Source organism: Streptomyces sp. NPDC001941 (assembly GCF_040296945.1).
Lineage (GTDB): Bacteria > Actinomycetota > Actinomycetes > Streptomycetales > Streptomycetaceae > Streptomyces.
Genome location: NZ_JBEOYE010000004.1, coordinates 66,825 through 91,475, shown reverse-complemented (window position 1 = coordinate 91,475; position 24,651 = coordinate 66,825). Strand labels below are relative to the sequence as shown.

At 72.7% G+C, this 24,651-nt stretch carries 17 protein-coding genes and 1 pseudogene; 9 read left to right on the top strand and 9 right to left on the bottom strand.

The genetic code is table 11. The features are described 5' to 3' along the window. Nucleotides 1–36: 36 nt before the first annotated feature. From ABT160_RS05495 to ABT160_RS05485, 3 genes are all read left to right on the top strand, one after another. The gene (locus tag ABT160_RS05495) at nt 37–864 is read left to right on the top strand and encodes a hypothetical protein (RefSeq protein WP_351643836.1); all 828 of its coding nucleotides are present in this window, start codon (nt 37–39) and stop codon (nt 862–864) included. A gap of 122 nt (nt 865–986) precedes the next feature. Then, entirely contained in the window at nt 987–1,907 is a 921-nt protein-coding gene (locus ABT160_RS05490; RefSeq protein ID WP_351643834.1) for a hypothetical protein, read from the top strand. 351 nt (nt 1,908–2,258) lie between these two features. Continuing rightward, a complete protein-coding gene (locus tag ABT160_RS05485) occupies nt 2,259–2,489 on the top strand; it encodes a hypothetical protein (RefSeq protein WP_351643831.1) in 231 nt (76 codons plus the stop codon). Nucleotides 2,490–2,497: 8 nt separating this feature from the next. On the opposite strand, the gene ABT160_RS05480 is transcribed toward ABT160_RS05485, so the two are convergent. After that, nucleotides 2,498–3,520 (bottom strand): iron-containing redox enzyme family protein, encoded by a 1,023-nt coding sequence (locus tag ABT160_RS05480; RefSeq protein ID WP_351643829.1) that lies wholly within the window; start codon nt 3,518–3,520, stop codon nt 2,498–2,500. A gap of 181 nt (nt 3,521–3,701) precedes the next feature. Here ABT160_RS05480 and ABT160_RS05475 point away from each other — a divergent pair, with 181 nt between their 5' ends. Continuing rightward, entirely contained in the window at nt 3,702–4,820 is a 1,119-nt protein-coding gene (locus tag ABT160_RS05475; protein ID WP_351643826.1) for a glutamate--cysteine ligase, read from the top strand. A gap of 132 nt (nt 4,821–4,952) precedes the next feature. On the opposite strand, the gene ABT160_RS05470 is transcribed toward ABT160_RS05475, so the two are convergent. After that, the gene (locus ABT160_RS05470; protein ID WP_351643824.1) at nt 4,953–5,114 is read right to left on the bottom strand and encodes a DUF5670 family protein; all 162 of its coding nucleotides are present in this window, start codon (nt 5,112–5,114) and stop codon (nt 4,953–4,955) included. 204 nt (nt 5,115–5,318) lie between these two features. Beyond that, nucleotides 5,319–7,319: a PAS domain S-box protein gene (locus ABT160_RS05465; RefSeq protein ID WP_351643822.1), complete on the bottom strand. Its 2,001-nt coding sequence runs from the start codon at nt 7,317–7,319 to the stop codon at nt 5,319–5,321. Between the two features lie 432 nt (nt 7,320–7,751). Between ABT160_RS05465 and ABT160_RS05460 the strand changes: the two are divergent. Next, nucleotides 7,752–8,681, top strand: a pseudogene (locus tag ABT160_RS05460) (DUF642 domain-containing protein); the annotation flags it as partial. Nucleotides 8,682–10,118: 1,437 nt separating this feature from the next. After that, nucleotides 10,119–10,454 (top strand): hypothetical protein, encoded by a 336-nt coding sequence (locus ABT160_RS05455; protein ID WP_351644209.1) that lies wholly within the window; start codon nt 10,119–10,121, stop codon nt 10,452–10,454. 135 nt (nt 10,455–10,589) lie between these two features. On the opposite strand, the gene ABT160_RS05450 is transcribed toward ABT160_RS05455, so the two are convergent. The 3 genes from ABT160_RS05450 to ABT160_RS05440 all read right to left on the bottom strand — a co-directional run bounded on the left by ABT160_RS05450 (nt 10,590) and on the right by ABT160_RS05440 (nt 17,068). Beyond that, entirely contained in the window at nt 10,590–11,912 is a 1,323-nt protein-coding gene (locus ABT160_RS05450; protein WP_502984165.1) for a phosphatase PAP2 family protein, read from the bottom strand. A gap of 444 nt (nt 11,913–12,356) precedes the next feature. After that, a complete protein-coding gene (locus ABT160_RS05445) occupies nt 12,357–15,350 on the bottom strand; it encodes an SGNH hydrolase domain-containing protein (RefSeq protein ID WP_351643819.1) in 2,994 nt (997 codons plus the stop codon). A 14-nt stretch (nt 15,351–15,364) separates the two neighbouring features. Next, a complete protein-coding gene (locus ABT160_RS05440) occupies nt 15,365–17,068 on the bottom strand; it encodes a glycosyltransferase family 2 protein (protein WP_351643817.1) in 1,704 nt (567 codons plus the stop codon). Nucleotides 17,069–17,622: 554 nt separating this feature from the next. Here ABT160_RS05440 and ABT160_RS05435 point away from each other — a divergent pair. Then, nucleotides 17,623–18,954 (top strand): cytochrome P450, encoded by a 1,332-nt coding sequence (locus tag ABT160_RS05435; protein ID WP_351644192.1) that lies wholly within the window; start codon nt 17,623–17,625, stop codon nt 18,952–18,954. 94 nt (nt 18,955–19,048) lie between these two features. Here ABT160_RS05435 and ABT160_RS05430 read toward each other — a convergent pair whose 3' ends face one another. Genes ABT160_RS05430 through ABT160_RS05420 form a run of 3 tightly spaced genes read right to left on the bottom strand, consistent with a single transcriptional unit; the run spans nt 19,049 to nt 22,491 of the window. Further along, nucleotides 19,049–19,780 (bottom strand): ABC transporter ATP-binding protein, encoded by a 732-nt coding sequence (locus ABT160_RS05430; protein ID WP_351643816.1) that lies wholly within the window; start codon nt 19,778–19,780, stop codon nt 19,049–19,051. Nucleotides 19,781–19,786: 6 nt separating this feature from the next. After that, a complete protein-coding gene (locus tag ABT160_RS05425) occupies nt 19,787–21,172 on the bottom strand; it encodes an ABC transporter permease (RefSeq protein WP_351643813.1) in 1,386 nt (461 codons plus the stop codon). Between the two features lie 56 nt (nt 21,173–21,228). After that, on the bottom strand, nt 21,229–22,491 hold the full coding sequence (locus tag ABT160_RS05420) for an ABC transporter permease (protein ID WP_351643811.1): 1,263 nt from the start codon (nt 22,489–22,491) through the stop codon (nt 21,229–21,231). Between the two features lie 171 nt (nt 22,492–22,662). Here ABT160_RS05420 and ABT160_RS05415 point away from each other — a divergent pair, with 171 nt between their 5' ends. Continuing rightward, nucleotides 22,663–23,325 (top strand): response regulator transcription factor, encoded by a 663-nt coding sequence (locus ABT160_RS05415; protein ID WP_351643809.1) that lies wholly within the window; start codon nt 22,663–22,665, stop codon nt 23,323–23,325. Then, nucleotides 23,322–24,530, top strand: a complete 1,209-nt coding sequence (locus tag ABT160_RS05410) for an ATP-binding protein (protein ID WP_351643808.1) — start codon at nt 23,322–23,324, stop codon at nt 24,528–24,530. The genes ABT160_RS05415 and ABT160_RS05410 overlap by 4 nt, the downstream gene beginning before the upstream one ends. The last annotated feature ends 121 nt before the right edge of the window (nt 24,531–24,651 follow it).

The following is a 24,651-nucleotide window of genomic DNA, read 5'->3' as shown; positions in this document are numbered from 1 at the left end:
CCCACGCCAGCCGCCCGCACCGGAGAGGACCGCACGATGTCGACCACCCGCCACCTGATCAACCGCCAGCGCCGCCGCCAGGCCCGCGACGGCCAGCCCGCCACCACCGCCCCGGAGCAGGAGGCGACCCGCACCGCCCCGGTGGACGTACTGCCCGCCGAGGGGACGGCGGTACGGCTGCGCGCGCCGCGGCCGCGGGAAGCCGACGCGGAGACCTCAGAGGAGTCCGGGAGCGCCCAGGGCCTCGACACCGCACCGGCCCCGGAGGCGGAGTCCACCGAGCCGGCGGGCGCCCGTGACAAGGCCCGCCGCGGCCCCGCCGTCGCCCTCGCCGTCCTCTGCGTACTCACCCTGCTCCTCGGCGCTTTCGCCGGGCTCGCCCACAGCCGAGCCACCGCCCTGCGCGACGACCCGGCCCGCACCAACACCGCGCTGACCGACCCGGCCCGCACCAGCGACATCAAGGGGCAGACCGGCAAGGCCGTCGCGGCACTCTTCTCGTACGACTACGCCGCCCCGGACGCCGCCGAGAAGGCGGCCAGGACCCTGCTCACCGGCAAGGCCGTCGCCCAGCACAAGGACCTGATCGGCGGGGTGCTCGCCCAGGCGGCCAAGCAGAAGACGGTCATCACCACCACGGTGACCGACAGCGCCGTCGAGCGCATCGACGGTGACCGGGCGCGCGTCCTGGTCTACGCGGACCAGAGCAGCGTGAGCACGGCGGCCCCCGCCAAGCCCGCCAAGGGGAAGAAGGCCACGGGCGCACCGGACCAAGGGGTCTACGCGGGCGCCATGTTCGCGGTGGACGTCGTCGAGCGGAACGGCCGCTGGATCGTGGAGGGCATCGACACCTTCGGCCGCTGACACCATCCGGTGACCCTCCCGCCCCGGGGGAACCGTCTCCCACGACCCCCTCGTCTGCACGGTCAGTGATCGTGTGAGGGACGGGCAGTGCGGGGTGCCCCGAGTGGCGGGAGACGTCGGAGATGGACGAAGGGGCCACAGGGCCGGACGGAGCCGGGAGCGCGTCGCTGGCCGACGGCGCGGCGTGGCTGTACGGCCGCCTCAGGTACGTGACCGGGGCGGTGTTCCCGGAGTCGAGCGCGGTACTGGTGCGGCAGTGGACGGACCCGGTGCGGTTGCGCGATCCCGAACCGGTCGGCGAGCGCGCCCTGTTCATGCTGGCGCTCGGCGCCGCCGACCGCCCGGCGGGAGTCGGGCCCGGCGCGGTGGCGGACGCCTTCACCGCCGCGGGCTGGCAGGCCCGACTGTCGCACCGCGGCGTGGCGGGGGAGACCTGGGCGACGGCGCGCCACGGCGAGTTCCAGGTGTCGGTCTACGAGGGCGCGGGACCCGGAGTCCTCACGCTGACCGGATGGACGCCGGTGGTGTTCTCCGGCCGCGCGCTGCGCCAGCCGCGCTACACCCTGAGCACCGTCGACCGGGTCCTGTGCGACGAGTGCCACGGCTGGACGGCGTGCATGGACTGCGAGGGCTCCGGCCGCGCCAAGTCCGTCGGGGACGACAGGTGTTGGTGCTGGGGAGGCCGGGGCGGCCCGGGGTCCTGCATCGACTGCGGCGGCACCGGAAGCGTGACCGTCGAGGCGGCGGCGTGGCGGCGCAGACAGGCCGGACTGCCCGTCGACGAGGGCGCCGGCGGGGGCGACCCGTCACACGGGACCCCGCCCGAGCGCGGCTGGTCCACCGATGTCGCGGCCCTCGCCGAGGTCGCCCAACGGGCCTGCGCGTGCGGCGAGTTCCGCTGCCGGTGGCGCAACATCGTGGTCGAGGACGACGGACACCGGATCTGCCGCTTCAGCGGTACGTGCACCTGGTGCGGCGCACAGCGCGGCTACGCCTTCGCCCTGCCACCCGCCCCACCGCGCCCAGGCGCCTGCGACGGCTGACCCGACGGCCGTCCGACCGCGCCCCGCCGACCTTCGGCCGCTGACCCGACAGCGGTCCGACCGCGCCCCGGCGACCTTCGGCGGCTGACCGGACGGCCGTCCGACCGCGCCCCGCCGACCTTCGGCCGCTGACCCGACGGCTGTCCGATCCGTACAGGCCCCTGGTCGTGTGCCCCGACAGTTCCCCCGGTCACGTGCCCCGACGCCCGCCGACACCGCGCCACCACGCGAGCCGAAGACATGACGGGCCCCACGCACGCCGCCCCGGAAGCCCCGACCGGGGGCGTGTCAGGGCCCCGCTTGGCCTAGCGGAGGTTTCTGGCGCCCCGGCCGAACGGAACCCTCTGCCGCGTGACCGATCCCCTCAGCGACTCCACGCCCGACCCCGTCGCCCAGGCCGAGCAGATCCTGGCCGACCCGTCGGCCCAGGCGGAACACCTGCTCCGGGCCGACCACCGCGCCGCACCCGCCGACCCCGTCGACGACGACCTCTTCGCCCTGGTCGACGCCGTCGGACTGTGGGGCCCGATGTCCGGCGGAACGGCCCCGGCGCCCCCGCGCGCGCCGGGCCCGGACTCCTGACCTCCCCCTCACCCGGCGGCGCGCAGCAGGCCCGGCTCCGGGCGGCGCAGCGACGACGCGCCGGCGCGCCACGCCGTCAGCAGGTGCGCGGCCAGCCGCCGCTCCAGCAGGGCATTCGCCTCCACCCCCAGGACGACGTCCGCCGCCAGCTGCGGCTCCTGCTCCAGGAGCCCGCCGACCAGGGACTGCCGCACCACCTGCTCCCGTACCGCGTCGTCCTTGAGGTGCTCGTCGTAGAACCGCGCCGCCGCCCCGCCGGCCCCCACCCGCCGCATCGCCTCCGCCAGCCTGCGCGAGTCCGGCGGAGAGGTCAGCTCCACCGCCGCCACGTGCCCCACCAGCGCACCGCGCAGCGAGCGGTGCAACCCCAACAGGGTGATCAGGTTGACGCACGCGAGCGCCGGAGCGCACGCCGCGTCGAGGTAGCGCCCGTACGAGGGGTCGAGGCCGAGGTCCTCCATCAGCCGGGCGAACAGCCGCGCGTGCACCCTCTCCGCCCGCCCGCTGCCGTACTCGGCGAACTCCACCGCCGCCAGACCCGCCTTCGCCCGCCCCCGCAGCCGGGGCAGCGCCCAGGCGTGCGGGTCCGCCTCCTTGAGGTGGTAGAGCGAGCGCTGGACCACGTACTCCCGCACCTGCCGACCGGTTCCCGCGCCCGCCAGGTGCTCCGCCAGACCGGAAGCCCCCTCCCGGGACCCGCCCGGCGGGTCGAACAGGTCCGCGAGCACGTCGTGCGGACTGCGCGAGGCAGGCAGCTCCTCGCGCAGCGCGTCCAGGAAGCGCCCCTCCATCCGGCTGCGGAACGCCAGCAGGGCCGGATCCCACTCATGGGCGTCGTCGACGCCCTCGAAGCCCCGGTAGTGCAGTTCGTAGCAGAGGTAGAGGGCCAGCTGGAGGTCGTCCCCGTACGGGTCCGCGCTCCAGGCGAGGTCGTCGCTCGGCAGCCGGGCGTCGTCGCGCAGGCGGCGGACCACGGCGGCGGACAGTACACCGCGCTCCTCGGGCAGGGCGGCACGCTTCTCGGTCGTCATCCCGTGCGCGTACCCGGTGCGGCCCGTCACATCCGCCGCGCACGCCCCGGCACCCACGCGGCGCGCGGCCACGCGCCCGGTACGCCCCCGCGGAATCGGCCGTGTGTTCCGCGGCACCCGGCCGGGTCTCGGCGCGGGCGACGGGGGTACCGGCTCCTCACGCCGTCGCGAAGGGAATCAGATGCGGACCGTGGGTGTGGAAGAGGAACTCCTGCTCGTCGACCCGGAGACGGGCGAACCACGAGCCCTGCCCTCCGCCGTCCTGGACCGGATGACGGGGGAGGGGGAGGGCGGGACGGACGGCGGTGGCGGGGGTGCCGGGGACGAGGCGTTCGAGAAGGAGCTGCACCGCCAGCAGCTGGAGTTCGCCACCCGCCCGCACGACGACATGGACGCGCTCGGGGACGAGATCACCGCCCGCAGACGGGAGGCGGGCGAACGCGTCGCGGAGTCCGGCGCGGCCGTCGCCGCCCTCGCCACCTCACCGCTCCCCGTCAGCCCCTCGGTCAACCCCGGCAGCCGCTACCTGTGGATGCAGGAGCACTTCGGCCTGCCCGTGCGCGAACTCCTGTCCTGTGGATGCCACGTCCACGTCTCCGTGGCGTCGGACGAGGAGGGCGTCGCCGTGCTCGACCGCATCCGGCCGTGGCTCCAGGTCCTCGTCGCACTCAGCGCCAACTCGCCCTTCTGGCAAGGGAAGGACAGCCGGTACGCGAGCTACCGCAGCCAGGTGTGGGGCCGCTGGCCCATGGCCGGGCCCGTCGAACTGTTCGGCACGGCGGACACCTACCACCAGGTCGTCACGGACATGGTCGCGACCGGAGTACTGCGCGACCGGGGCATGGTCTACTTCGACGCACGCCTCTCCCACACCTACCCCACCGTCGAGATCCGGGTCGCCGACGTGTGCCTGGACGCGCGCGACACCGTACTGATCGCGACCCTGGCCCGGGGACTGGTCGAACGCGCGGCGCGCGACGCCCGGACGGGCCGGGCCCCGGAGGAGCACCCGGTCAGTCTGCTGCGCCTGGCCACCTGGCGGGCGGCCCGCTCCGGACTGGACGGGGAGCTGCTGCACCCGGTGACCCTGCGGCCCACTCCGGCCGAGGACGTGGTGCGTGCCCTCCTCGACCACGTGGCTGACGACCTCGAACGGGCCGGCGACCTGCAGCGGGCCGAGGACGCGCTGAAGCGGCTGCTGCGGGACGGGACGGGCGCACGGACGCAGCGGGAGCTGCTGCACAGGCACGGGAGCCTGGGATCGGTCGTCACCGACTGCGCCCGTCTGACCGTGGGGTGACGGCCTCGGCCCGGAGGGGCCCGGGGCCGGCGGAGGCCGCACACACCATCCGCACACACCATCCGGACACACCAGAGGGGGGACGTGGGACGTCCCCCCTCGTGGGTGCGATGACGCGGGTGCCGCGACGGACTACCAGCGATACCAGCGGGCGCTACCGCCCTTCGGGCGTGCCACGAAACCGATCAGCCACACCACCAGCACGATGATGGCGATCCACCACAGTGCCTTCGCCGCGAAGCCGACGCCGAACAGGATCAGTGCGAGCAGGAGAACCAGAAGAAGGGGAACCATGTTTATCAACCTCCAGACCCGCGTGTGCCCTGAAGGTGCTCGAACTATCCTGCGAACACGCACGTTTATGAACGCGGTTCGGGGTAAGTGTGACCGCTTCATGGAAGCGCGGTAGAGGTAGAGGCGGTGGAAGCGGAGGCGGCGGCGACAGAAGCAGAGGCGGCAGGGGTAGAGGCGGTAGGGGTCGACGCGGGGCGCGGTGCGTCACAAGCGGATCGTGAACCACGTCGTCTTGCCCGGGTCGCCCGGCCGCACGCCCCAACTGGTGGCCAGCGCGTCCACCAGGAGCAGCCCCCGGCCCGACTCCTCGTCCGCCGACGCCAGCCTGGGCTGAGGGAGTTGCGGACTGCGGTCGGTGACCTCGACGGTGAGCTCCGAGGCGGTACGCCGTGCGTGCAGCACGAGGGGACCCCGGGCGTGCTGGACGGCGTTGGTGAGCACCTCGGACAGCAACAGCCGCACGTCGTCCGCCCGGCTGGTGCACCCCCACGCCGTCAGCGCCTTGCCGAGGAACGCCCGCCCCTCGGACACCGACGTCGCGACCGCCGGGAGGTCAGCCGTCGCCGAGGCCAGCGGCGCCTGCGGCAACCGGGTCAGCAGCAAGGTCACGTCGTCGTTGTGCGCGTGGGCGTCGGGCAGCAGGCACGACAGCACCCGGTCCGCGGCCGTCTCCAGACAGCTGGTCCTCTCGAAGGCGTTCTGCAACGCGGCCGTCAGCTCCGACAGGCGCGTCTCGATGTCGCTGTCCGGGGTCTCGATCAGCCCGTCCGTGTAGCACAACAGCGTGGCCCCGGGAGGGATGTCCAGTCGCGTCTGCTGGTGGGGGATGCCCCCGACGCCGAGCGGCGCGCTCACCGGCACGGGGAGCGTGTGCACCTGCTGCCCGGGAGCGGCGATGAGGATCGGCAGGTGCCCGGCCGAGCACACGATCACCTCCGCCGCCTCGGGCGCGATGACCAGGTACGCGCACGTCACCAGCTGGTCGGGCAGGTCCAGGTCGGTGACGAACGTGTCCAGGGCCTGCATCAACTGCCGTGGCTCCATACCGGTCTTGGCCAGCGCGTGCGCGGCCGAGCGCAACTGCCCCATCGCCGCCGCGGCCTCCAGGCCGCGCCCCATCACGTCGCCGATGATGACGCCGACCCGCCCCGCGCCGAGGGGGACCAGGTCGAACCAGTCGCCGCCCACGCCGGCGCCCTGGGTGGCGGGCAGGTAGCGACTGGCCGTCGCCAGGCCCGGGATGGCGGGTGGGGTGCCCATCAGGCTCCGTTGCAGTGTGAGGGCGATGTGGCGCTGCTGCTCGTACAGGGCGGTGAGTTCGGCCTCCGCGCGCTTGCGGTCGCTGATGTCCCGGACGATGGCACAGGCACCGATGACCGCGCCGTCGGGCGCCCGGGTGGGCCACAACGTGACGTCCACGTCCAGGAGGTGTCCGTGACGGGTGACCCTGAGGGTCTCGAAATGCTCGACCTTCTCGCCGTGCGCGAGGCGCTTGAGCAGGGCGCCGATCTCGGTCGCGTGCCCGGGCGGGGCGAGCATGGCGACGTGGCGCCCTATCGCTTCGGTGGCGGTGTACCCGTACAGCCGCTGCGCCGCGGCGTTCCAGTACGTGATGCGGCCGTCGAGGGTGTTGGCGAGGATCGCGTCCTGCGAGGACTCGACGAGCGCGGCGAGCTCGGCGATGCGCTCCTCGGCCGCCTTGCGCTCGCTCACGTCGCGCACGGCGGCGGAGACGAGCAGCCCGTCCGCGGTCTCCAGGGGGCTGAGGCTGATCTCGACGGGGAACTCGGTGCCGTCGCGCCGCAGGCCGTGGAGTTCGAGGCCCGCGCCCATGGGGCGGACCTGCCGGTTGGCGGTGTAGCCGTCGCGGTGGTGGGTGTGGTGCGCGCGGAAGCGGCCCGGGACGAGGAGCTCGACCGGCCGGCCGAGGAGCTCCTCGCGCCGGTAGCCGAAGAGGGCCTCCGTCTGCGCGTTGACGAGCCGGATGGTCCCGGTGTCGTCGACGATGACCATCGCGTCGGGCGCGGCCTCCAGCAGCCCGCGGAACCGCTCGTCGCCCCGGAACCGCTCGTCGACGCCGCCGTGCCCGCCGCGCTCGCGGGGGTGCACGGGGGAGGCGGTGGGGGAGGCGTACGACGGCGCGGGGGCCGGGGTGTCCTCCGGTACGGGATCGCCCGAGGCCCCGTTGCCGGCCGTCTTGCGCATGGTGCCTCCAGGGGCTCCGGCGATGGCGTGTGCTCCATCCCAGCGCACGCGGTCCCCTGCCTTTGGCATATGTCCGCTATTAGTTCCCTGATGACGCAGTTGCCGCGCGAAGTTGTCGGGAATTGACAGCCTGACGGGGGTGGCGCCCGGGAGGCGCGGGAGGGGCTGTGCCGGCGAGTCCCGTGCCACTGGAGGGATGGCAGCGGCGAGTGGTGGCACAGCACCACCCCAAGAGGTCGCACAGCAACACCCCAAGAGATCGCATAACGACATCTAATGGCGCATGCGTGTCGTAACCGGATTTTCAGCTGTACGGATTTCACACTTCCCGGAGACGGAGACGTCGGCCGCTGTTCCCCGCCTCCCACCGGGGAGTGACGGTCCGTCACCTGTGTTGCTTGCGTTCCCTCCCCCGTCCATCTGGAGAACTCGGTGCACTGCAACAACCCGGCCTCCCGCCGTACGGTGAAGCGCGTCGCCGCCCTGTCCTGGCTGCTCGTCACGCTCCAGGCCACGTCCCTTTCCCTGGCGGCCCACGCGGGCAGCGGGGCGCCCGTCGCCGTCCCCGTCACGAACGGGACCTTCGGCAGCCCTGCCGTCGCCAACGGCGACCAGAGCTTCACCTCGGTCGCGGTGCCGAACTGGAACGGCACCACGGAGGTCTACTCCGCCGCGATGGCCAAGCGCTCGGACGGACTGCAGGCCGTGGACCTCAACGGCGGCGCGGCCATCAGCCTCAGCCAGCAGCTGACCGGCATCAAGCGCGGAGCGACGGTCACGGTCACCTTCGGCAACAGCCCCAACACCTGGAACGGCTGCACCACGGCCCAGCTGTCGACCGGACAGCCGTTCACCGTGAGCGGCACGGGCGGACCCACGACGTCGTACACCACGCTGGGCGTCCCCACGCTCAACACGGGCAGGTGGCAGGACAGTACGTACACCTTCACCGCGGGGACGGACGATCCGACGATCACCTTCACGTCGAAGGAGACGCGGGCCAGCGCGGCCTGTGGCGCCATCCTGGCGAACGTCCGCGCCGTACAGCAGCCGCCCGTGGCCGACCTGAACATCACCAAGAAGATGATCACCAAGTCGGTCACCCCGAACGGGAGCGTCGCCTGGCAGATCACGGTGACGAACGCCGGACCGGACGACGCGTACGGGGTCGTCGTCCACGACCGGATCCCGCCCACCGTCCTCAACCCCCAGGCGTCCGTGGTCCAGGGCGGCGGCCCGTGCACGGCCACGACCCTCGGCGGCGGTGCGGGCACCCAGTTCGACTGCCCCGTGCCCACCATCCCGGCGGGCGGTTCGGTGAACATCGCGGTCAACGGCACCATGAGCGGGACCGCGACCAACCTCCCGATGAACCAGGCGTGGGTGAACGCGAGCACCTCCGACCCGAAGACCTCCGACAACGGCCCGATCAGCGCGGACGTCAGCGAGTCCACCTTCGACCCACCGGTGACGAAGACGGGCCCAACGGGCCCGACGGGGCCGACAGGCCCTACGGGATCGACAGGTCCGACGGGCCCGGGAGGCCCTACGGGTGCGACGGGGCCTTCGGGAGCGACGGGAGCGACCGGGGCCACCGGCGCGGTGGGGCCGACGGGTGCGGCGGGCGCGACCGGGGCAGTGGGGCCGACCGGTTCGGCGGGCGCTACTGGCCCGGTGGGTGGTACGGGTGCGACCGGGCCTGTCGGTCCGACGGGTGCTGCGGGCGCGACCGGGGCGACGGGTGCGACCGGCCCTGCGGGACCGACGGGTGCGACCGGGGCGGCGGGAGCCGATGGAGCTACGGGCGCTACGGGCGCACAGGGCCCGGTGGGTCCCGTGGGTCCTGTCGGTCCCGTCGGCCCGGACGGTCCTGTCGGGGCAACGGGGGCAACGGGGGCGACCGGGCCGTTGGGGCCGATCGGACCGGCTGGCCCAACCGGGCCGCTCGGTCCCGTGGGCCCTGTTGGACCCGCGGGACCTGCCGGACCTGCCGGACCTATTGGGCCCATTGGGCCCATTGGGCCTGAGGGACAGACCGGTGCTACGGGACCGCTCGGCCCGGTAGGGCCGAAGGGTGACACGGGTGCCCTCGGCCCGGTGGGCCCGGTTGGTCCTACGGGGGCGCAGGGTGACACGGGAGCGGTCGGCCCGAAGGGCGATACGGGAGACAGGGGTCCGCTCGGCCCCGTCGGCCCCACCGGCGCACAGGGCCCTCTGGGCCCGGTCGGCCCGACAGGCGCACAGGGCGAACAAGGTCCGATCGGTCCGGTCGGACCGAAGGGTGATCCCGGCGCGACGGGCGCCGTAGGCCCTCAGGGGCCGGCCGGAGCGAAGGGAGACCCGGGCAAGGACGGTAGGGACGGCCAGGACGGCCAGGACGGCGTCGACGGAGCTGCCGGTGCCACGGGCGCGCAAGGCCCCGCCGGGCCGGCGGGACCCACAGGCGCACAGGGTGTTCCCGGTGAACAGGGCCCGATCGGGCTCCCCGGCCTTCCCGGACCGAAGGGCGACAAGGGCGACAGGGGTGACAGGGGCGAGCGGGGCGAGCCCGGCCCCGTCTCCGACGTTGCCGCCAAGGGCGACCCCGGTCCGCCCGGACCTCCCGGTCCGGTGGGTCCGACGGGCGCGCAGGGATCGCAGGGTGAGCGCGGTGCCGACGGCGCCTCCGGGACGGCAGGTGCGCAGGGCCCGGCGGGTCCCGCTGGCCCGGTCGGTCCCGCGGGGCGGGCCGGAGCGAACGGTCTGCCCGGCCCCGCAGGCCCCGTCGGCCCGGCCGGTCCGCGTGGACTCGACGGTGCCATGGGCGAGGCGGGGGAGCCGGGCGCCGACGGGCGTCCCGGGCGCGACGGCAAGGACGGTCGTGACGGCGGGACGGGACACGTCGACATCCACCAGGTGGTCGACCAACTGATCCACCACTACGAGAACCTGTCGCCCGAGGAGCAGCGCCGCCTCCACGACATCTTCGGGAAGGTGGGCCCCGCATCGCACGACGCCCCCAGCACCCTGCCGAAGACCGGCATGAGCACGGAGGCGAAGCTGCTCTACAGCCTGGTCGCCCTGCTCTTGGTGACCCTCGGCGGCATGCTCGTGGCCCAGGTCAGAAGGCGGACCCGCTCGCGCGAGCAGGAGTAACCGCGAGCAGGAGCAAGCAGGGGGACGTAACAACGACGGGCGGTACGCGGCCAGGAACCGCGTACCGCCCGTCTGATCTCCACCCCACCTCGACCTGCCCTCTGTCCGGACGAGGTCGGACGAGGCCGGACGAGGTCAGACGAGTTCGGGCTCACGCACGAGCTGCTGCTCCGCCGCACGCGGCGCCGGGACGGGGACGGCGCTCCACAGTTTCGTCGTCCGTACGAACGCGTAGATCACCGAAAGCAGTACGAGGATCAACAGCGGACCGAAGAACCACGGGTACGCGGCCATTTCCGTCGCGGCGAAACGGTAAGCGAGCAGAAGACCAGCGAAAACCGTCACACCGTACGCGACCAGTGCGATTCCCTTGCGGTCCCAGTTGTTGTCGTAGGCGCGCAGAGCGGCCTCGATGGTGAGTGTGAACACCACGCCGGCGACGAGGTCCGCGCCGTAGTGGTAGCCGAAGCCGAGCGTCGCCGAGAGCGTGGCGACCAGCCAGAACGTCCCCGCGTACCGCAACAGCCTCGGTCCCTTGCGGGAATGGATGAACAGCGCGGTCGACCACGCGGTGTGCAGGCTCGGCATGCAGTTGCGCGGTGTGACGGCGTCGAACGGCATGTGCTGCGGAGCGCCGAACGCCAGGGCGTGCGGCCACACGTCCGCCACCGCCCAGCCCCCGCCGTGCGAACCGTAGGCGAAGACCGGCCCCACCACCGGGAAGATCATGTAGATCGCGGGTCCGACCAGGCCGATGACCAGGAACGTGCGCACCAGGTGGTGGACCGGGAACGCCCGGTCCCGTACGACGTTGCGCAGTTGGTACAGCGCCACGAGGACGGCCGCCACCGCGAGCTGGTCGTACACGAAGTCCAGCAGGTGCGACCCGACGGAACCGCTCCACTCCACGACCCGGCCCACCAGCCACGACGGGTTGCCCAGGGCGTGGTCGGCGGTCGCGACGTACTGGTCCAGCACCAACGGGCGGGTGTGCGAGGTGATCAGCAGCCAGGTGCCGCCGACCTTGCCCCCGACGATGAGCAGCAGGCCGAGCCCGACGCCCTTCAGGAGCAGCACGCGGTCGCCGCCGGTACGGCGCGCCACGGCCGTCACCGCGCAGCCCAGCATCACCCACAGTGCACCGTTGCCGAAGCTCAGCTCGTCGTGGAGCGCCCACCGCAACAGGATGAAGAAGAGGTCGATGGCGATGGCGGCACCAGCGGCGACGTATCGCTCACGTCGGCTGAGTACCACCATCGTCAACGCCAGTCCGGCATAGAGTCCCGGCCCCGATTTGGGGGCGAGTACGAACTCTTCCGCCAGGCTGGTCGCCGGGCCCGATACGCCGTATCGGCGCGCGGCGATTTCCAGTGCGATGAAGAGGGCGAGGGTCACGACGCCCGTACTGATCCAGAGGGCGGTCAGCGATCTGCGGCGTTTGACGGAGGCTACGGATATGGAGTTGGTCGGCGAGACTTCCCGCGGCGATATCAGTTTCAATTGTTCGACCCGTTTATTCAACGTTGATTAAATTGGTTAAATTCTGTGCTCCGTGGCGCGATTTTCCCGTGAACAGCAGGTGATGACGTGGACATCGCGAGGCTGATCATGCTATCCGAGGCGCCCACGTGGGTAGGGGCTGGCCACCGGTTTTACGAGCGCGCTCCCGCAGGCGCCGACGCGCATAGCCGCGTACGAACGCGCGACGCCCCGTCCGAGTCATTCGGACGGGGCGTCGCGTGCGAACGTTAGCTGTCAGCCGTCAGTCACTATCTGTCATCTGTTATCCGTCGTCTGTTCTCTCTCAGTCGTCATCTGCCGACCGTCATCTGTCATCGGCTGGCTGTCAGCTGTCAGCTGCAAGTCGTCAGTCGTCAGTCGTCAGTCGTCATCGGCCATCCGTCAGCGCCCCGCCCCCGCATCACGTGTCGACACCGCGACGTGGTCCACGCGCAGCGGGTGACCCGGTTCCGTCCCAGGACCGGCTGTCGCGCCGTGGGCGAGAGGAAGGTTGCCGCCGATCGCCACGTTGAGGATGACGAACAGTCCGTGGTCCACCGCGCGCTTCCACGTCGCCGTGTCCATCTGTGCCGCCTTCACCCGGTGGTGGACGCGCCCGTCCAGGTACCAGCGGACTTCCTCCGCGCCGACCGTGGTGTCCACCTCGACCGCGTACGTGTGGAACCGCTCACGGCATCCGTCGCACCGCTGGGGCTTGGAGCTCAGACCCTGGGGCTCGCGGCACGGGCCGCCCTCCAGAACGCCGCAGTGCATCGTGCCGAAGACGGTGTCCTGCCCGTTGACCGACTCCATGATGTCCAGCTCGCCCACCGCGGGCCACCCCTTGTACCCGTCGCGCAGGGGCGCGCCCAGCGCCCAGAACGCGGGCCAGTAGCCGGCCGCCCCGGTGCCCGTCACGTCCGGCAGGGCCAGGGAGGCCTCGACGCGCAGTACGCCCCCGGGCGGCGGCGCGAAGTCCGCGCGCCTGGTCTCGATGCGGCCCGAGTACCAGCGGCCGTCCTTGCGGGTGGGCACGATCTCCAGGGCACCCTTGCCGTCGAGCCGTACGTTCTCCGTGGAGTCGGTCATGGTCTCGATCTCGCCGGTGCCCCACTGGGGCGCCGGGCAGCCCGGGTAGCAGGTGCCGATGTCGTACTGCCAGTGGCGTCCGGAGGGACGGCTGCCCGCGGCTCCGTCGAAGTCGTCGCGCAGGAGCACCTTCCAGCCGTCCTTGCCGACGGCGCCGGTGGTGGTCAGGGCGCCCGCGTCGGAGAGCAGGCGTTCCAGCCGGGCGGTGAGGACGGTCGCGGCCGCGTTCGTCAGGTGCGAGTCGTCGCGGTACAGGAGCACGCGGTCCAGTACGGCCGGGCAGGTGGGCCCGGTGCCGGGGCACAGCACCGTGTTCACACCGACGGTGCGTACCCCGGGCACCGCGCCCGCGGTGATCCGTTCGGCCAGTGGGTCCGGCTGTTGTGCCTTCGCACGGTCGAAGGCGCAGGTCGAAGGGTCGTCAGGGCTGCCGGACACGCAGGCAGGGACGTCCCGGCCGGGGACCGGGGTGTCCTGGAGGTAGACGACGGGTGCGCCGAGCGCCCGCAGCGGGGCCAGTGTCTTCTCCCAGGCCTCGGCCAGCAGGGCGCGGTCGTCGGTGTACCGGTTGAGCGAGGAGATCACGATCAGACGAGGCTTCGGCTGGCTGCGCAGCCGCTGGAGCGCGTCCGCGCGCCAGGTGTCGCACTCCCGGTAGGTACGGCCCAGCTGCGGGTTGTGCACCGTGAGCTGGGGCAGCGGGCAGCCCTGCTTCACGAGTTCCTGCAGCGCCCAGCCGCGCTGGGACGCCAGGGCGAGCAGCGGCGAGAACCACTGTCCCGCGTGCGAGTCGCCGAGCAGCACGATGCGGTCGGGGCTGTCGACCGCGCCGAACAGGCAGCTCGGGCTGCGCGTCACCTCGGGTGCCACCTCGCACGCGCCGTCCGGCGGGAAGTCCTTGCGCGCCTGTGCGGCGGTCGGCACCACGGGGCCGCGGTCCAGTCGTGCCCCGGCGGGCCGGGCGAGCAGGTGCGGGCCGCTCGTCGCGCCCGGCGGCAGGCCGCGCATGGCGACGGGCTCGTCGCCGCCGAGCAGGCGCAGTGTGGTGGAGCCGACGACCAGGGCCAGCACGACGGGTACGACGATCGCGGCGATGCCCAGCGAGAGCCCCCGGCGGGGGAGTTCGGAGACGGTACGGCTGCGGCGCAGCGGGCGTTCCACTCCGTACATGGCCGCGAGGGCGGGCAGCACCGAGGCAGCGGTCAGGGCCGTCTTCGCGGGCCAGCCCAGGCTGCCGAGGCGCGCCTCGGCGAGGACGAGGACCGGCCAGTGCCACAGGTAGAGGTTGTACGAGAGCCTGCCGACCGCCCGGGGCGCGCGCAGGGACAGCAGCCGTCCCACGGACAGCCGGTCGTCCACGCTGTGCTCGCCCCGGCCCGGTATCGCGGCCAGGATCACCGCTGCCGCGCCCAGCGTCGGGACGAGCGCGGCGACACCGGGGTACGGGGTGCTCGCGTCGTACGCCACCACGCTCCACGCGATCGCCGCCGCGCCCGCCCACCCCATCAGCAGTCTCGGTACGCGCGGACCGCGCAGCAGGTGCCAGGGGAGCAGGGCGAGGAGCGCGCCCACGGCGAACTGCCAGGCGCGGGCCGGCGTGGCGAGGTAGGCGAGCGACGCGGAGTGTTCGGTCCAGGTGAGCGACAGGGCGAACGATCCCAGGCCCACCACCGCGGTCGGCACGGCCACCGCGGCACGTACGGCGCGCCCGCGCCTGACCGCGCGTGCCGCGCACAGCACGGTCACGGCGAGCAAGGGTGCCCAGAACAGGTAGAACTGTTCCTCCACGGCCAGCGACCAGAAGTGCAGCAGCGGACTCTGGTCGTGCCCCGCCGCGAGGTAGTCGGTCCGCTGCGCGACGAAGCGCCAGTTGGCGACGGACAGGGCCGAGGCGACGACGTCGTGCTCCAGGTCGCCGCGCCGCAGCGGTACGGTCAGCACGGCCCCGGCCAGGGCGGCGCAGACGAGCACCACGGCGGCCGAGGGGAGTAGCCGCCGCGCCCGGCGCGAGAAGAAGTCGGCGAGCCGGACGCGCCCGGTGGTGATGGCCTCGCGGACCAGCAGCCCGGTGATCAGGTAGCCGGAGATGACGAAGAAGACGTCCACTCCGACGAACCCGCCCTGGAGCCAAGGGAGTCCGGCGTGGAAGGCGAGCACGGCCAGGACGGCGACGGCGCGCAGGCCCTCGATGTCGGGGCGGAACGCCGAGCGGTGCGGGCTCGGCCCCGACTCGCTGCCACGGCGCGGCGCCGGGCCGGGCGGCCGGGGTGGTGCGGCGGAGGGTCTGGAGGTGACGGGGACGGTCATGGTGAGGTGGCCTTTCAGCTGAGCCAGGGCAGCATCGGGTCGACCCAGCCGGACGCCAGCAGGGCGATGAGCAGCAGCAGTGCGGACGCGGCGAGGCTCTCGGGCCAGCGGCGCGGGCGCATGGTCGTGGCGGTGCGCGTCAGCGCGCGCAGGCGCGCGCCCGGGGAACGTCGCTCCTGCGCGTCGGCGGGCGCCGACGGCCGCAGTTCGGCGGTGAGGTCGCGGACCAGGGGGACGTTGATCTGGAGCTGCACCAGTACGTACAGGAGCAGGCCCCAGTTGGGCTGCCAGCCGTTGCGCGTGACGGCGACGGCCAGCCCCGTGACGGCGGCGCCGTTGGACAGGACGAGCCAGAGCAGCGAGACACGGACCACGCGCCGGGCCATGCCGCCCTTGCTGCCCGCGCCGCGCATCCCGGTGGGTACCCACGCGGCGCTGCGTCCGCGGAGCGTGTGCAGGAACGCGGTGGCCGCCGCCATGCTGGTCAGGACGTTGGAGCGGATGACTTCTATGCGCCAGCGGGTACGGCTGATCCGGGGCAGCAGTACGTGCCACAGCCAGAGGGGCGCGAGCAGCGGCAGGACGTGCCAGGGCCGGATGTCGTCGGGGTAGAAGAACAGCATCACGAGCGGGGGCAGGGGCGCGACGAAGGTGTTCACGGCCGTGGTCAGATAGCCGACGATGCCCTCGTAGAAGCACAGCCGCATGCGCCAGGGCGCGCGGATCCTGGCGAGTTCGGACGTGCCGAGCAGGTGCAGGTTGCCCATGGCCCAGCGGTACTGCTGGTTGACGTAGGCGGTGATCTCGTCGGGGGAGGTGCCCTTGGCGACGAGCACGGGGACGTACAGGGTGCGGAACCCCTGCTCGTACAGGGCGAGTCCGGTGTAGAGGTCCTCGCTGTGGTCGAGCTTGGCGAAGCCGCCGGCCAGGTCGACGGCGCTGCGCCGGTAGACGGCGTTGCTGCCGCAGCAGATGGCGGCGTCGCTGGCGTCGCGCGAGGGCTGGATCCAGCGGAAGAACCACTCCTGTGCGGAGCCCGCGGCGCGCTGGATCCACCCCATGGACGCGTCGGTGTCGAAGCACTGGGGGCTCTGCACGATGCCCACGGTGGGGTCGGCCAGGTACGGCACCAGGTGGTGCAGGAAGTCGGGCCGGGGCGCGAAGTCGGCGTCGAGGATGGCGATGAACTCCGCGTCGCTCAGGGTGAGCGCGTGGTTGAGGTTGCCCGCCTTCTTGAGGTGGCCGCGGTCGGGGCGCACCACGTAGCGGTAGCCGTGGGCGCGGGCCATGTCGGCGACCTCGGGCCGGTCCGCGTCGTCGAGGACCCAGACGGTCAGTTCGCCGGGCCAGCGGACGGCCGCGACCGCCGTGTAGGCGTTGGCGAGTACGTCGAGTGGCTCGCCGCAGGTGGGCAGGTACAGGTCGACGCTCGGCGCGGTGGACGGCTGCCAGGCGCGCAGCAGCACCTCGTGGGAGCGCCTGGTCAGGCGGCGCTGGCGCAGGCTGTTCACGGAGGAGAGCAGCAGTGCCACGAGGTTGAGCGCGAGCGCGGCGAGGAAGGCCCACAGGGCGGGCGTGCGCAGGGCGAAGCTGAACATGGTCGCGGCCGTGGCGACGAAGGCGAGCGAGGTGCTGACGAGGACCCAGCGGTGCTGGGGGCCGAAGTACCAGTACAACTCGTCGTCGTCCGGCGGCTGGGGAAGGTGATGAACTGCCATGAATCCCCCACTGGTTCGGATGTGCGGTCCAACGGGTACGACCCTAGCGCCACAGGTTTAGACCATAGGCCGCCAAGGGCCCCAACGGTCCGAATGCGACAGGGAATTGGCGCGACGTTAATGGTTTAGACCTCTCGCCGCGGCTGCTCGACGCCCGGAGTGGTTCGTACCAGGAAGCCGCAGGTCACGGGCGAATGAACGGATCTTGAAGTGTTGTGTCGTCGAGTACGGGGAGTCTCGACCGCGGCTCAAGGGAAGCTGTGGCGGCTTCGCGGTCGGAACGGGGCCCGGTGCGGACCCGGCGCGGACCCGGCGCCGCGCCGTGGACGAAGCGGCCCGCTCGCGGCTCCTCGGAGGGCGGCGGCGGAGTTATCCACAGGGGTCGCGCTGCGCGGGCCGATCCGCTTGCATGGAGGTGGAAGCGGTGCCGGGTGCACCGGGCCTCCTTCGAAGGGGAGTTGGGCGTGGGAACACAAGCGCACGAGGGCGCCGTCGTCGCGGACGCGGCGGCCGACGGGGCCGGTGGGGCCGGGGCGCGGGCCGGGAAGTACCCGGTGGTGCCGGGGCCGCGGGGCCTGCCGCTGCTCGGCAGCCTGCCCGACTTCGGCAAGGACCCGCTCGGCTTCCTCACCCGGCTGCGCGACCACGGCTCCCTCGTCACCTGGCGGTTCGGCGGCAAGCTCTGCGTGTTCCTCTCCGAACCGGACTGCGTCGGAGAGCTCCTGATAGGCGCCGAGGAGCACTTCGACCGCGCCGAACTCGGCGTCGCCTTCCGTACGTTGCTGGGCAACGGGGTCGTCGTCGCCGAGGGCGCCGACTGGCGGCGCAAGCGCTCCCTCGTGCAGCCCTCCGTCCGGCCCAAGCAGGTGAAGGCGTACGCGTCCACGATGGTCGCCGAGGCGGTCCGGGCGGCCGACGGCTGGGCCGACGGCCGCAGCATCGAGCTCAGGAGGGAGATGTCCGCCCTCACCCAGCGCGTGGCGGTGCGGACCATCTTCGGCACGGGCAAGGACGCCGACGTCGACGCGATCGGCCGGGCCATGAGCGTGGCCCAGCAGGAGATCGGCGCGGAGATGAGCGGCCTCGGCGCGCTGCTCCCCAGCTGGATGCCGACGCCGGGCAGGGCGCGGGTGCGCAAGGCGGTCGCCGTCATCGACCGCGAAGTGGCCCGGGTGGTCGCCGAGCACCGCAACGAGGGCTCCGGACGCCCCGACCTCCTCAGCCGGCTGCTCGTCGCCCAGGACGAGACCGGGGCGCGGCTGACGGACGAGGAGATCCGGGACGAGACGGTGACCCTCTACATCGGAGGGCACGAGACGACCGCGAGCGCACTCGTCTGGGCCTGGACCCTGCTGTCCGCCAACCCCGACGTCCACGCGTCACTGACGAGGGAGTTGGACCGGGTCCTCGGCGACCGCGAACCCGGGTTCGAGGACTACGAGAAGCTCACCTACACCCAGGCAGTGGTGAAGGAGACCCTGCGGCTCTACCCGACGATCTGGGTCATCTCCGGTGTGGCGCGCGAAGGGGCGACGGTCGGGGGCCGCCGGCTCCCGGCGGGTACCCGGGTGTGGAGCAGCCCGTGGGCGACGCACCGTGACCCCCGGTGGTTCCGCGACCCGGAGGAGTTCCGCCCCGAGCGCTGGGCCCCGCCGGAGGGCACGGAGGCGGAGGAGATACCGGAATACGCGTGGTTCCCGTTCGGCGGGGGACCCCGGGTCTGCCTCGGGGCGCGGTTCGCGATGGTGGAGGCGGTCCTGGTGCTGGCCGTCCTGGCCCGCCGCTTCCGCGTCGACGTACACCCCTCGCAGCTGCGCCCGGCCCCGAAGCTCACACTGCAGCCGGACCGGGAGGTGTGGGCGACGGTACGGGGACGCAAGGGCTGAGGCACGGGGTGCCCTCGCTCCGGGGCCCAGGTTCCAGGCCCCGGCTCCCGGAGCCGGGCGCGGGACCCTGGTCCCGGCCCCGGAGCGGCTGGGCTCAGGGGTTGTTGACCTGTTCGGTGAGCCTGCCCTTGCGGAGGGTCAGGATGCGGTCCGACTGCTGGGCGAGCTGCTGGGAATGGGTCACGACGACCACGCACGTGCCCTGGTCGTGGGCGAGTGCGCGGAAGGTGTCGATGATGCCCTGCGCGGTGTCCTCGTCGAGGTTCCCGGTCGGCTCGTCGGCGAACAGGATGTCCACGTCGCAGGCGAGGGCGCGGGCGATGGCGACGCGCTGCTGCTGCCCCCCGGAGAGCCGCAGGACGTTGCGGGTGGCCATCGCCTCGTCCAGGCCGATCTGCTGGAGGAGTTGGAGTGCCCGGGCGCGGCGGCTGCCGGTGGCGGGACGGGTGCCGGTGATCTCCATGGCGGTGGTCACGTTCTGCAGGGCGGTCATGTAGGTGAGGAGGTTGTACTGCTGGAAGATGGTCGCCGCGTGCTGGTTGCGGTAGCGGCCCAGGCCGAGCCGGGTGAGGTCCTGGCCCTGGAAGCGGATCGTGCCCGAGGTGGGCGCGTCAAGGCCGCTGGCCAGGCTGAGCAGGGTCGTCTTGCCGCTGCCGGAGGGGCCCAGGATGGTGTAGAAGGTGCCGCGTTCGAAGACGTGGTCGATGGTGCGCAGGACGGTCGTCCTGCGGCGCTGGCCCTCGTAGGAGTGGCTGACCCCGTCGAGCTGGAGCAGGGGAACGGAGGTGGGTGAGGGCCGGGACGCGGGCGCGGAAGTGGCGTTCATGGGGGGTCACTTGCCCTTCGTGAGGATGGTGCGGGGGCTGAGGCGCAGGACCGAGGCGGCGGGCAGGGCGGTGGCGAGCAGGGCGGTGCCGAGGCCGACGCCGCCGACGGCGGCGATGTCCGCCGGATCGAGGCGCACGGTGAGGGTGTCGATGGGGTCGGCGTTCTCGACGGGCTTGTCGTTCCAGTCGGCGCCCTGGTCGATGCCGGTGCTGCCGGGGGCGGGGGGCTGCCAGGAGTCCAGCTTCTGCCGGGCGTCGGCGGCCTCCTTGCCGAGCAGTGCCTGACCGGCGCTCTGGGTGAGGCCCTGGGCGAAGAGGGTGCTGAGGACGAGGGCGGCGGCAGCGACGACGACGGTCTCCAGGACCTGTTGGGCGATGAGCTTGCCCTTGGGCTCGCCCATGGCGAGCAGGACGCCGTACTCCTTACGCCGCTGCTTGACGGCGAGGTTGGCGAGCAGGGCGAGCACGGCGGCGCCCGCGAGGGCGATCAGCCACATGGCGAGGGTGGCGGTGGAGCGGATGCTCTTGAGGGGGCTGGTCATCTGCTGGAGGGCCTTGTCGTTGGCGTCCAGCTTGAAGCCGTCGAGCGCGGAGCCGGCCAGGCGCTTGGCCTCGTCCTTGAACGCGTCCAGGTGGGTTGCGTCGTCCAGCAGGAAGGTGGCCTTGCCGACCCGCAGCGAGCTCTTGGGGTCCGAACCGATCGAGGCGAGGCCGCCCACGGTGAGGTACACCATGTCGGCCGGGTTCACGCCGTACTCGGGCTCCGGCTCACTGCTCGGCCGCGGGTCGCGGAAGATACCGGCGACGGTGAACTCGCCGCTGTTCTTCTGCTCGTTGCCCGTCAGGGTGAGCTTGCTGCCAGCCTTGAGGCCGTTCTTGCGGGCGAGGCGCTCCTCGATCAGGACGAGCCGGGCGGCCTTGTCGGCGGCGGTCAGGTGCCGCCCGGACAGCAGCGTGAACCTGCCGCTGCGGAAGTCGGCGAGGAGCCCGGTGTCGAGGACGCCCACGCCGGCGGTGCCGCCGGGGCCCATGGGGTTGCTCGCGCCGTCCCCGACGGGTTTGCCGCCCTTCGTGAAGATCACCCGGTCCCACGTGGAGTACGTGTACTTCTGCACCTGGGGGAGGCGGCCGAGCCTGTCGACGGTGGACGCGTCGATCTGGGGGGCCTGCATTCCCCCGCCGCCGGCGCCCATCCGGCCGAGGTCCATCTCCATGTTCACCTCCGCTCCCACCGAACGCCTGGCGTCCTGCTCGGCCCGGGCGGTGGCGCCGTTGACCAGCACGCCGGCCAGCACCATCACGGAGATGACGAGGAAGGTGCTCAGGGTGATGAGGGTGCGGCCCTTGCGGGCCCACAGGCTCAGGCCCGCGCGTTTGACGAAGTTCAGCAAGGTGTTCGGCCTTCTCGTGGAAGTGGGGTGAGGTGTGGAAGAGAGGGGAGACGGGGCTACTCGTCGTCGGTGACGATGGAGCGCGGGTGCAGGCGCAGGACGCCGACACCCGGGATGACGGTGGCGGCCAGCGAGATGCCCAGGCCGATGCCCGCGACCTTGCCGACGGAGGCGGGGTCCACCCGCACCGACACCGGAGCCGGCAGGGCGTCAGCGGCGTCCGCCGCCGGACCCGGCCGTCGCTCGGGACCCGGCAGGGCGTCGGAGACGTACGGACCGGCGAGGAGGCCGATCAGGGCGGCGACCCCGACCGCGGGCAGGGCCACCACAGACACCTCGAGGACCTGCTGGCCGATGAGCTTCCACTTCTTCTCGCCCATGGCCAGCAGGACGCCCAGCTCATGGCGGCGCTCGCGGACCTGGAGGAGCACGATCAGCCCCAGGACCAGTGCCCCGGCCAGCGCGATGACCCACACGATCAGCCCGGCGAGCGTGCCGACCCGCTGGACGGGGCGGACCTGGTCCTTGTACGCCTTGTCGTTCACCCGGAAGTCGAAGGTTCCCGCGCCGAGGAGCCGGGTGGCCCCGGAGTGCAGGCGCTCGGCCTGTTCGGGGGAGCCGATGCGGAAGACGGCCTCGGACGCGGTGGTGGTGGGGGCGCCGAGGCGCTGGACGGTGCCCACGGGCACGTACACGTTGTTGCCCGGCAGCTGGTGCGGCGCGGTCCACTGGGAGGGGTCGGGCATCGGGTCCCGGTAGACGCCGACGACCTCCACCGGTACGAGGCGCTTGCCGTCGGCGGAGCGCAGCCGCACGGTGTCGCCCACCTCCAGGCGGTTGCGCTCGGCCAGCCGTCGCTCTACCAGGGCCACGTCGCGCCCCGCGTCGCCGGGCTCGATGCCGCGCCCGGCGGTGACCTTCGTCGTGCCGTACGAGAACGGCAGCAGCAGGCCGCTGTCCCGTACCCCGCTCAGGGCCAGCGGAGCGTCGTCGGTGCCCTTGCCGCCCGGGCGCGGCCCGGGCGACGTCAGCGGCGCGAAGCCCTGGGCGCCGGCCCGCAGCGGGACCAGCGGGTTGTAGCGGTTGACCTCGGGCGACGCGCCCAGCCGGGCCGCGGCGGCCGGGGTGAGGCCCTTGCCGCGGACCGTGACGTCCACTCCGACGCGGCGCTGGGCGTCGGCCTCCTGGCGGGCGGCGGCCGCCTGGAGCAGGAAGCCGCCGAGCAGGAGCGTGCAGAGGACGACGAAGATCGCCAGCAGACCCGCCGTCCTGGATTTCCTGGCGCGCAGGCTCATCGCGGCGCGCTTGACGAAGTTCATGGCGAAGAGAAGAGCAGGTGGGGCCTTGCAGGCGGATAAGAGTGTTACGGCGGCATAAGGATCACGGGGACGAGGAGGGGGACGGGAGGGGCGGAGGCGGAGCGGGGGAGTCCGGGCGTGCCGTTTCGTGCCCTTATGCCGCTGCAATCATGATCTTGGTTTGATGAGTGCATGAGAGTTCTGGTCGCGGAGGACCACCACGTACTGGCCCGCAACATCGCCATCGGCCTGCGCCGCCAGGCGATGGCCGTCGACGTCGCGCACGACGGCGAGGAGGCGGAGCGGATGTGCCTGCTCACCGACTACGACGTGCTCGTCCTCGACCGCGACCTCCCGGTCCTCACCGGCGACGAGGTGTGCCGGCGGCTGCGGGGGCTCGTGGACCCGCCGCGCATCCTCATGCTCACGGCCGCGGGCGCGATCGAGGACAAGGTGTACGGACTGACCAGGCTCGGTGCGGACGACTACCTGGCCAAGCCGTTCGACTTCGCCGAGCTCGTCGCGCGCGTACGGGCGCTCAGCCGCCGCGCCCCCCAGCCGCGGCGCAGCGTCCTGCGGTACGGGGACATCACCCTGGACGAGACCCGGTGCGAGGCCGCCGCGGAAGGGCGGGTCCTGGAGCTGACCCCCAAGGAGTTCGCGGTGCTGCGGCTGCTCGTCCAGGCCCAGGGCACGCCCGTGGCGCACGACGAGATCGTGCGGACCCTGTGGGACGAGAACCTCGACCCGCGCACCAGCGCCGTACGCGCGACCGTCAGCAGGCTGCGCGGCAAGCTCGGCGACCACGCCGTCATCTCCGCCGACAAGGGCGAGGGGTACCGGCTGTGCGGATGAACCCGCGCGCGTTCCTCGCCCGCCTCCCCTTCCGCTACCGGCTGGCCGTCGCGATCTCCGGGCTCTTCCTGGTCAGCGGGGTCGCGCTGCTCGCCTTCGTGGTGGTCCTCGCCCGGTACGGCACGGCGCAGCAGGTGCAGTCGATGGACGTCAGGTACGTCACGACGCCCCCGGCCGCCGAAGGCCCCTACAGCCCCGTCGCTCCCGCCGAACCCGGCGGGTCGGGCCGCGCCGAACCGTCGGTGCCACCCGTCCCGCGCGGCGACGTCGCGCTGGTCCAGAAGATCGACCACACCATCCAGGCCGTCCAGGACGCCGCCCTGCGCCAGATGCTCCTCTGGTCCGGCGTCGGGCTCGTCGTCATGGCCCTGCTCGCCGGGGTGCTCGGCTGGTGGCTCGCCGGGCGGGCGCTGCGCCCGGTCACCTCCGTCACCGAAGCGGCGCGCCGCATCAGCGACGAGAACCTGCACCAGCGGCTGGCCCTCACCGGACCCGACGACGAACTGCACCGGCTCGCCGACACCTTCGACACCATGCTGGAACGGCTGGAGAAGTCCTTCGAGAGCCAGCGGCGCTTCGTCGCCAACGCCTCGCACGAGCTCAAGACCCCCCTCGCCGTGCAGCGCACCAGCCTCCAGGTCGGCTTCGCCGACCCGCTCCCCGCGGACCTCGCCGAGGTGCGCGACGAACTCCTGGCCAGCAACCGCGACGCGACGCGGATGGTGGAGGCGCTCCTGCTGCTGGCCCGCAGCGACCGGGGCCTGGAGGAGAGCGGGCCAGTCGACCTGGTGGCCACCGCCCGCCAGGTCACGGCGGACCAGGCCGCGCGGGCCGACGAGGCCGGGGTGGCCGTCGCCGTCGCGGAGGGCGCGCCGCTCACGGTCCTGGGTGACCCGCTGCTCCTGCGGCACCTGCTGTCCAACCTGGTGGACAACGCCGTGCGGTACAACCACGAAGGGGGCCGGGTGGACGTGACGTTCGAGGGCCGGACCGTGACCGTCACCAACACCGGCCCGCGCGTGCCCGCCGAGCGCGTCCCCGGGCTCTTCGAGCCCTTCCGCCGCCTGGACGGCGACCGTACGGGCACCAGCGGTCACGGCCTCGGCCTGTCGATCGCCGCGTCCATCGCCCGGGCCCACGACGCGGAACTGACCGCCGTACCGGGCCCGGCCGGGGGACTCGCCATCGCGCTGCGCTTCCCCTGAGACCCCACGCCGACGCCCGTGCCGGCCACCCCGGAGCCACCCCGGCAGAGGCCCGCGTCGCGAAGCGGAGCATCGAGTGGAGCATCGGGTGGGGCATCAAGTGGAGCATCACCTTGTGCGG

Bases quoted from the DNA above. Each gene is read 5' to 3' on its own strand.
- ABT160_RS05495 (WP_351643836.1), top strand. From the start codon at position 37: ATGTCGACCACCCGCCACCTGATCAACCGCCAGCGCCGCCGCCAGGCC.
- ABT160_RS05440 (WP_351643817.1), bottom strand. From the start codon at position 17,068: ATGGCAGTTCATCACCTTCCCCAGCCGCCGGACGACGACGAGTTGTAC.
- ABT160_RS05430 (WP_351643816.1), bottom strand. From the start codon at position 19,780: ATGAACGCCACTTCCGCGCCCGCGTCCCGGCCCTCACCCACCTCCGTT.
- ABT160_RS05480 (WP_351643829.1), bottom strand. From the start codon at position 3,520: ATGACGACCGAGAAGCGTGCCGCCCTGCCCGAGGAGCGCGGTGTACTG.
- ABT160_RS05475 (WP_351643826.1), top strand. From the start codon at position 3,702: ATGCGGACCGTGGGTGTGGAAGAGGAACTCCTGCTCGTCGACCCGGAG.
- ABT160_RS05455 (WP_351644209.1), top strand. From the start codon at position 10,119: ATGGGCGAGGCGGGGGAGCCGGGCGCCGACGGGCGTCCCGGGCGCGAC.
- ABT160_RS05470 (WP_351643824.1), bottom strand. From the start codon at position 5,114: ATGGTTCCCCTTCTTCTGGTTCTCCTGCTCGCACTGATCCTGTTCGGC.
- ABT160_RS05445 (WP_351643819.1), bottom strand. From the start codon at position 15,350: ATGACCGTCCCCGTCACCTCCAGACCCTCCGCCGCACCACCCCGGCCG.
- ABT160_RS05420 (WP_351643811.1), bottom strand. From the start codon at position 22,491: ATGAACTTCGTCAAGCGCGCCGCGATGAGCCTGCGCGCCAGGAAATCC.
- ABT160_RS05415 (WP_351643809.1), top strand. From the start codon at position 22,663: ATGAGAGTTCTGGTCGCGGAGGACCACCACGTACTGGCCCGCAACATC.
- ABT160_RS05410 (WP_351643808.1), top strand. From the start codon at position 23,322: ATGAACCCGCGCGCGTTCCTCGCCCGCCTCCCCTTCCGCTACCGGCTG.
- ABT160_RS05490 (WP_351643834.1), top strand. From the start codon at position 987: ATGGACGAAGGGGCCACAGGGCCGGACGGAGCCGGGAGCGCGTCGCTG.
- ABT160_RS05465 (WP_351643822.1), bottom strand. From the start codon at position 7,319: ATGCGCAAGACGGCCGGCAACGGGGCCTCGGGCGATCCCGTACCGGAG.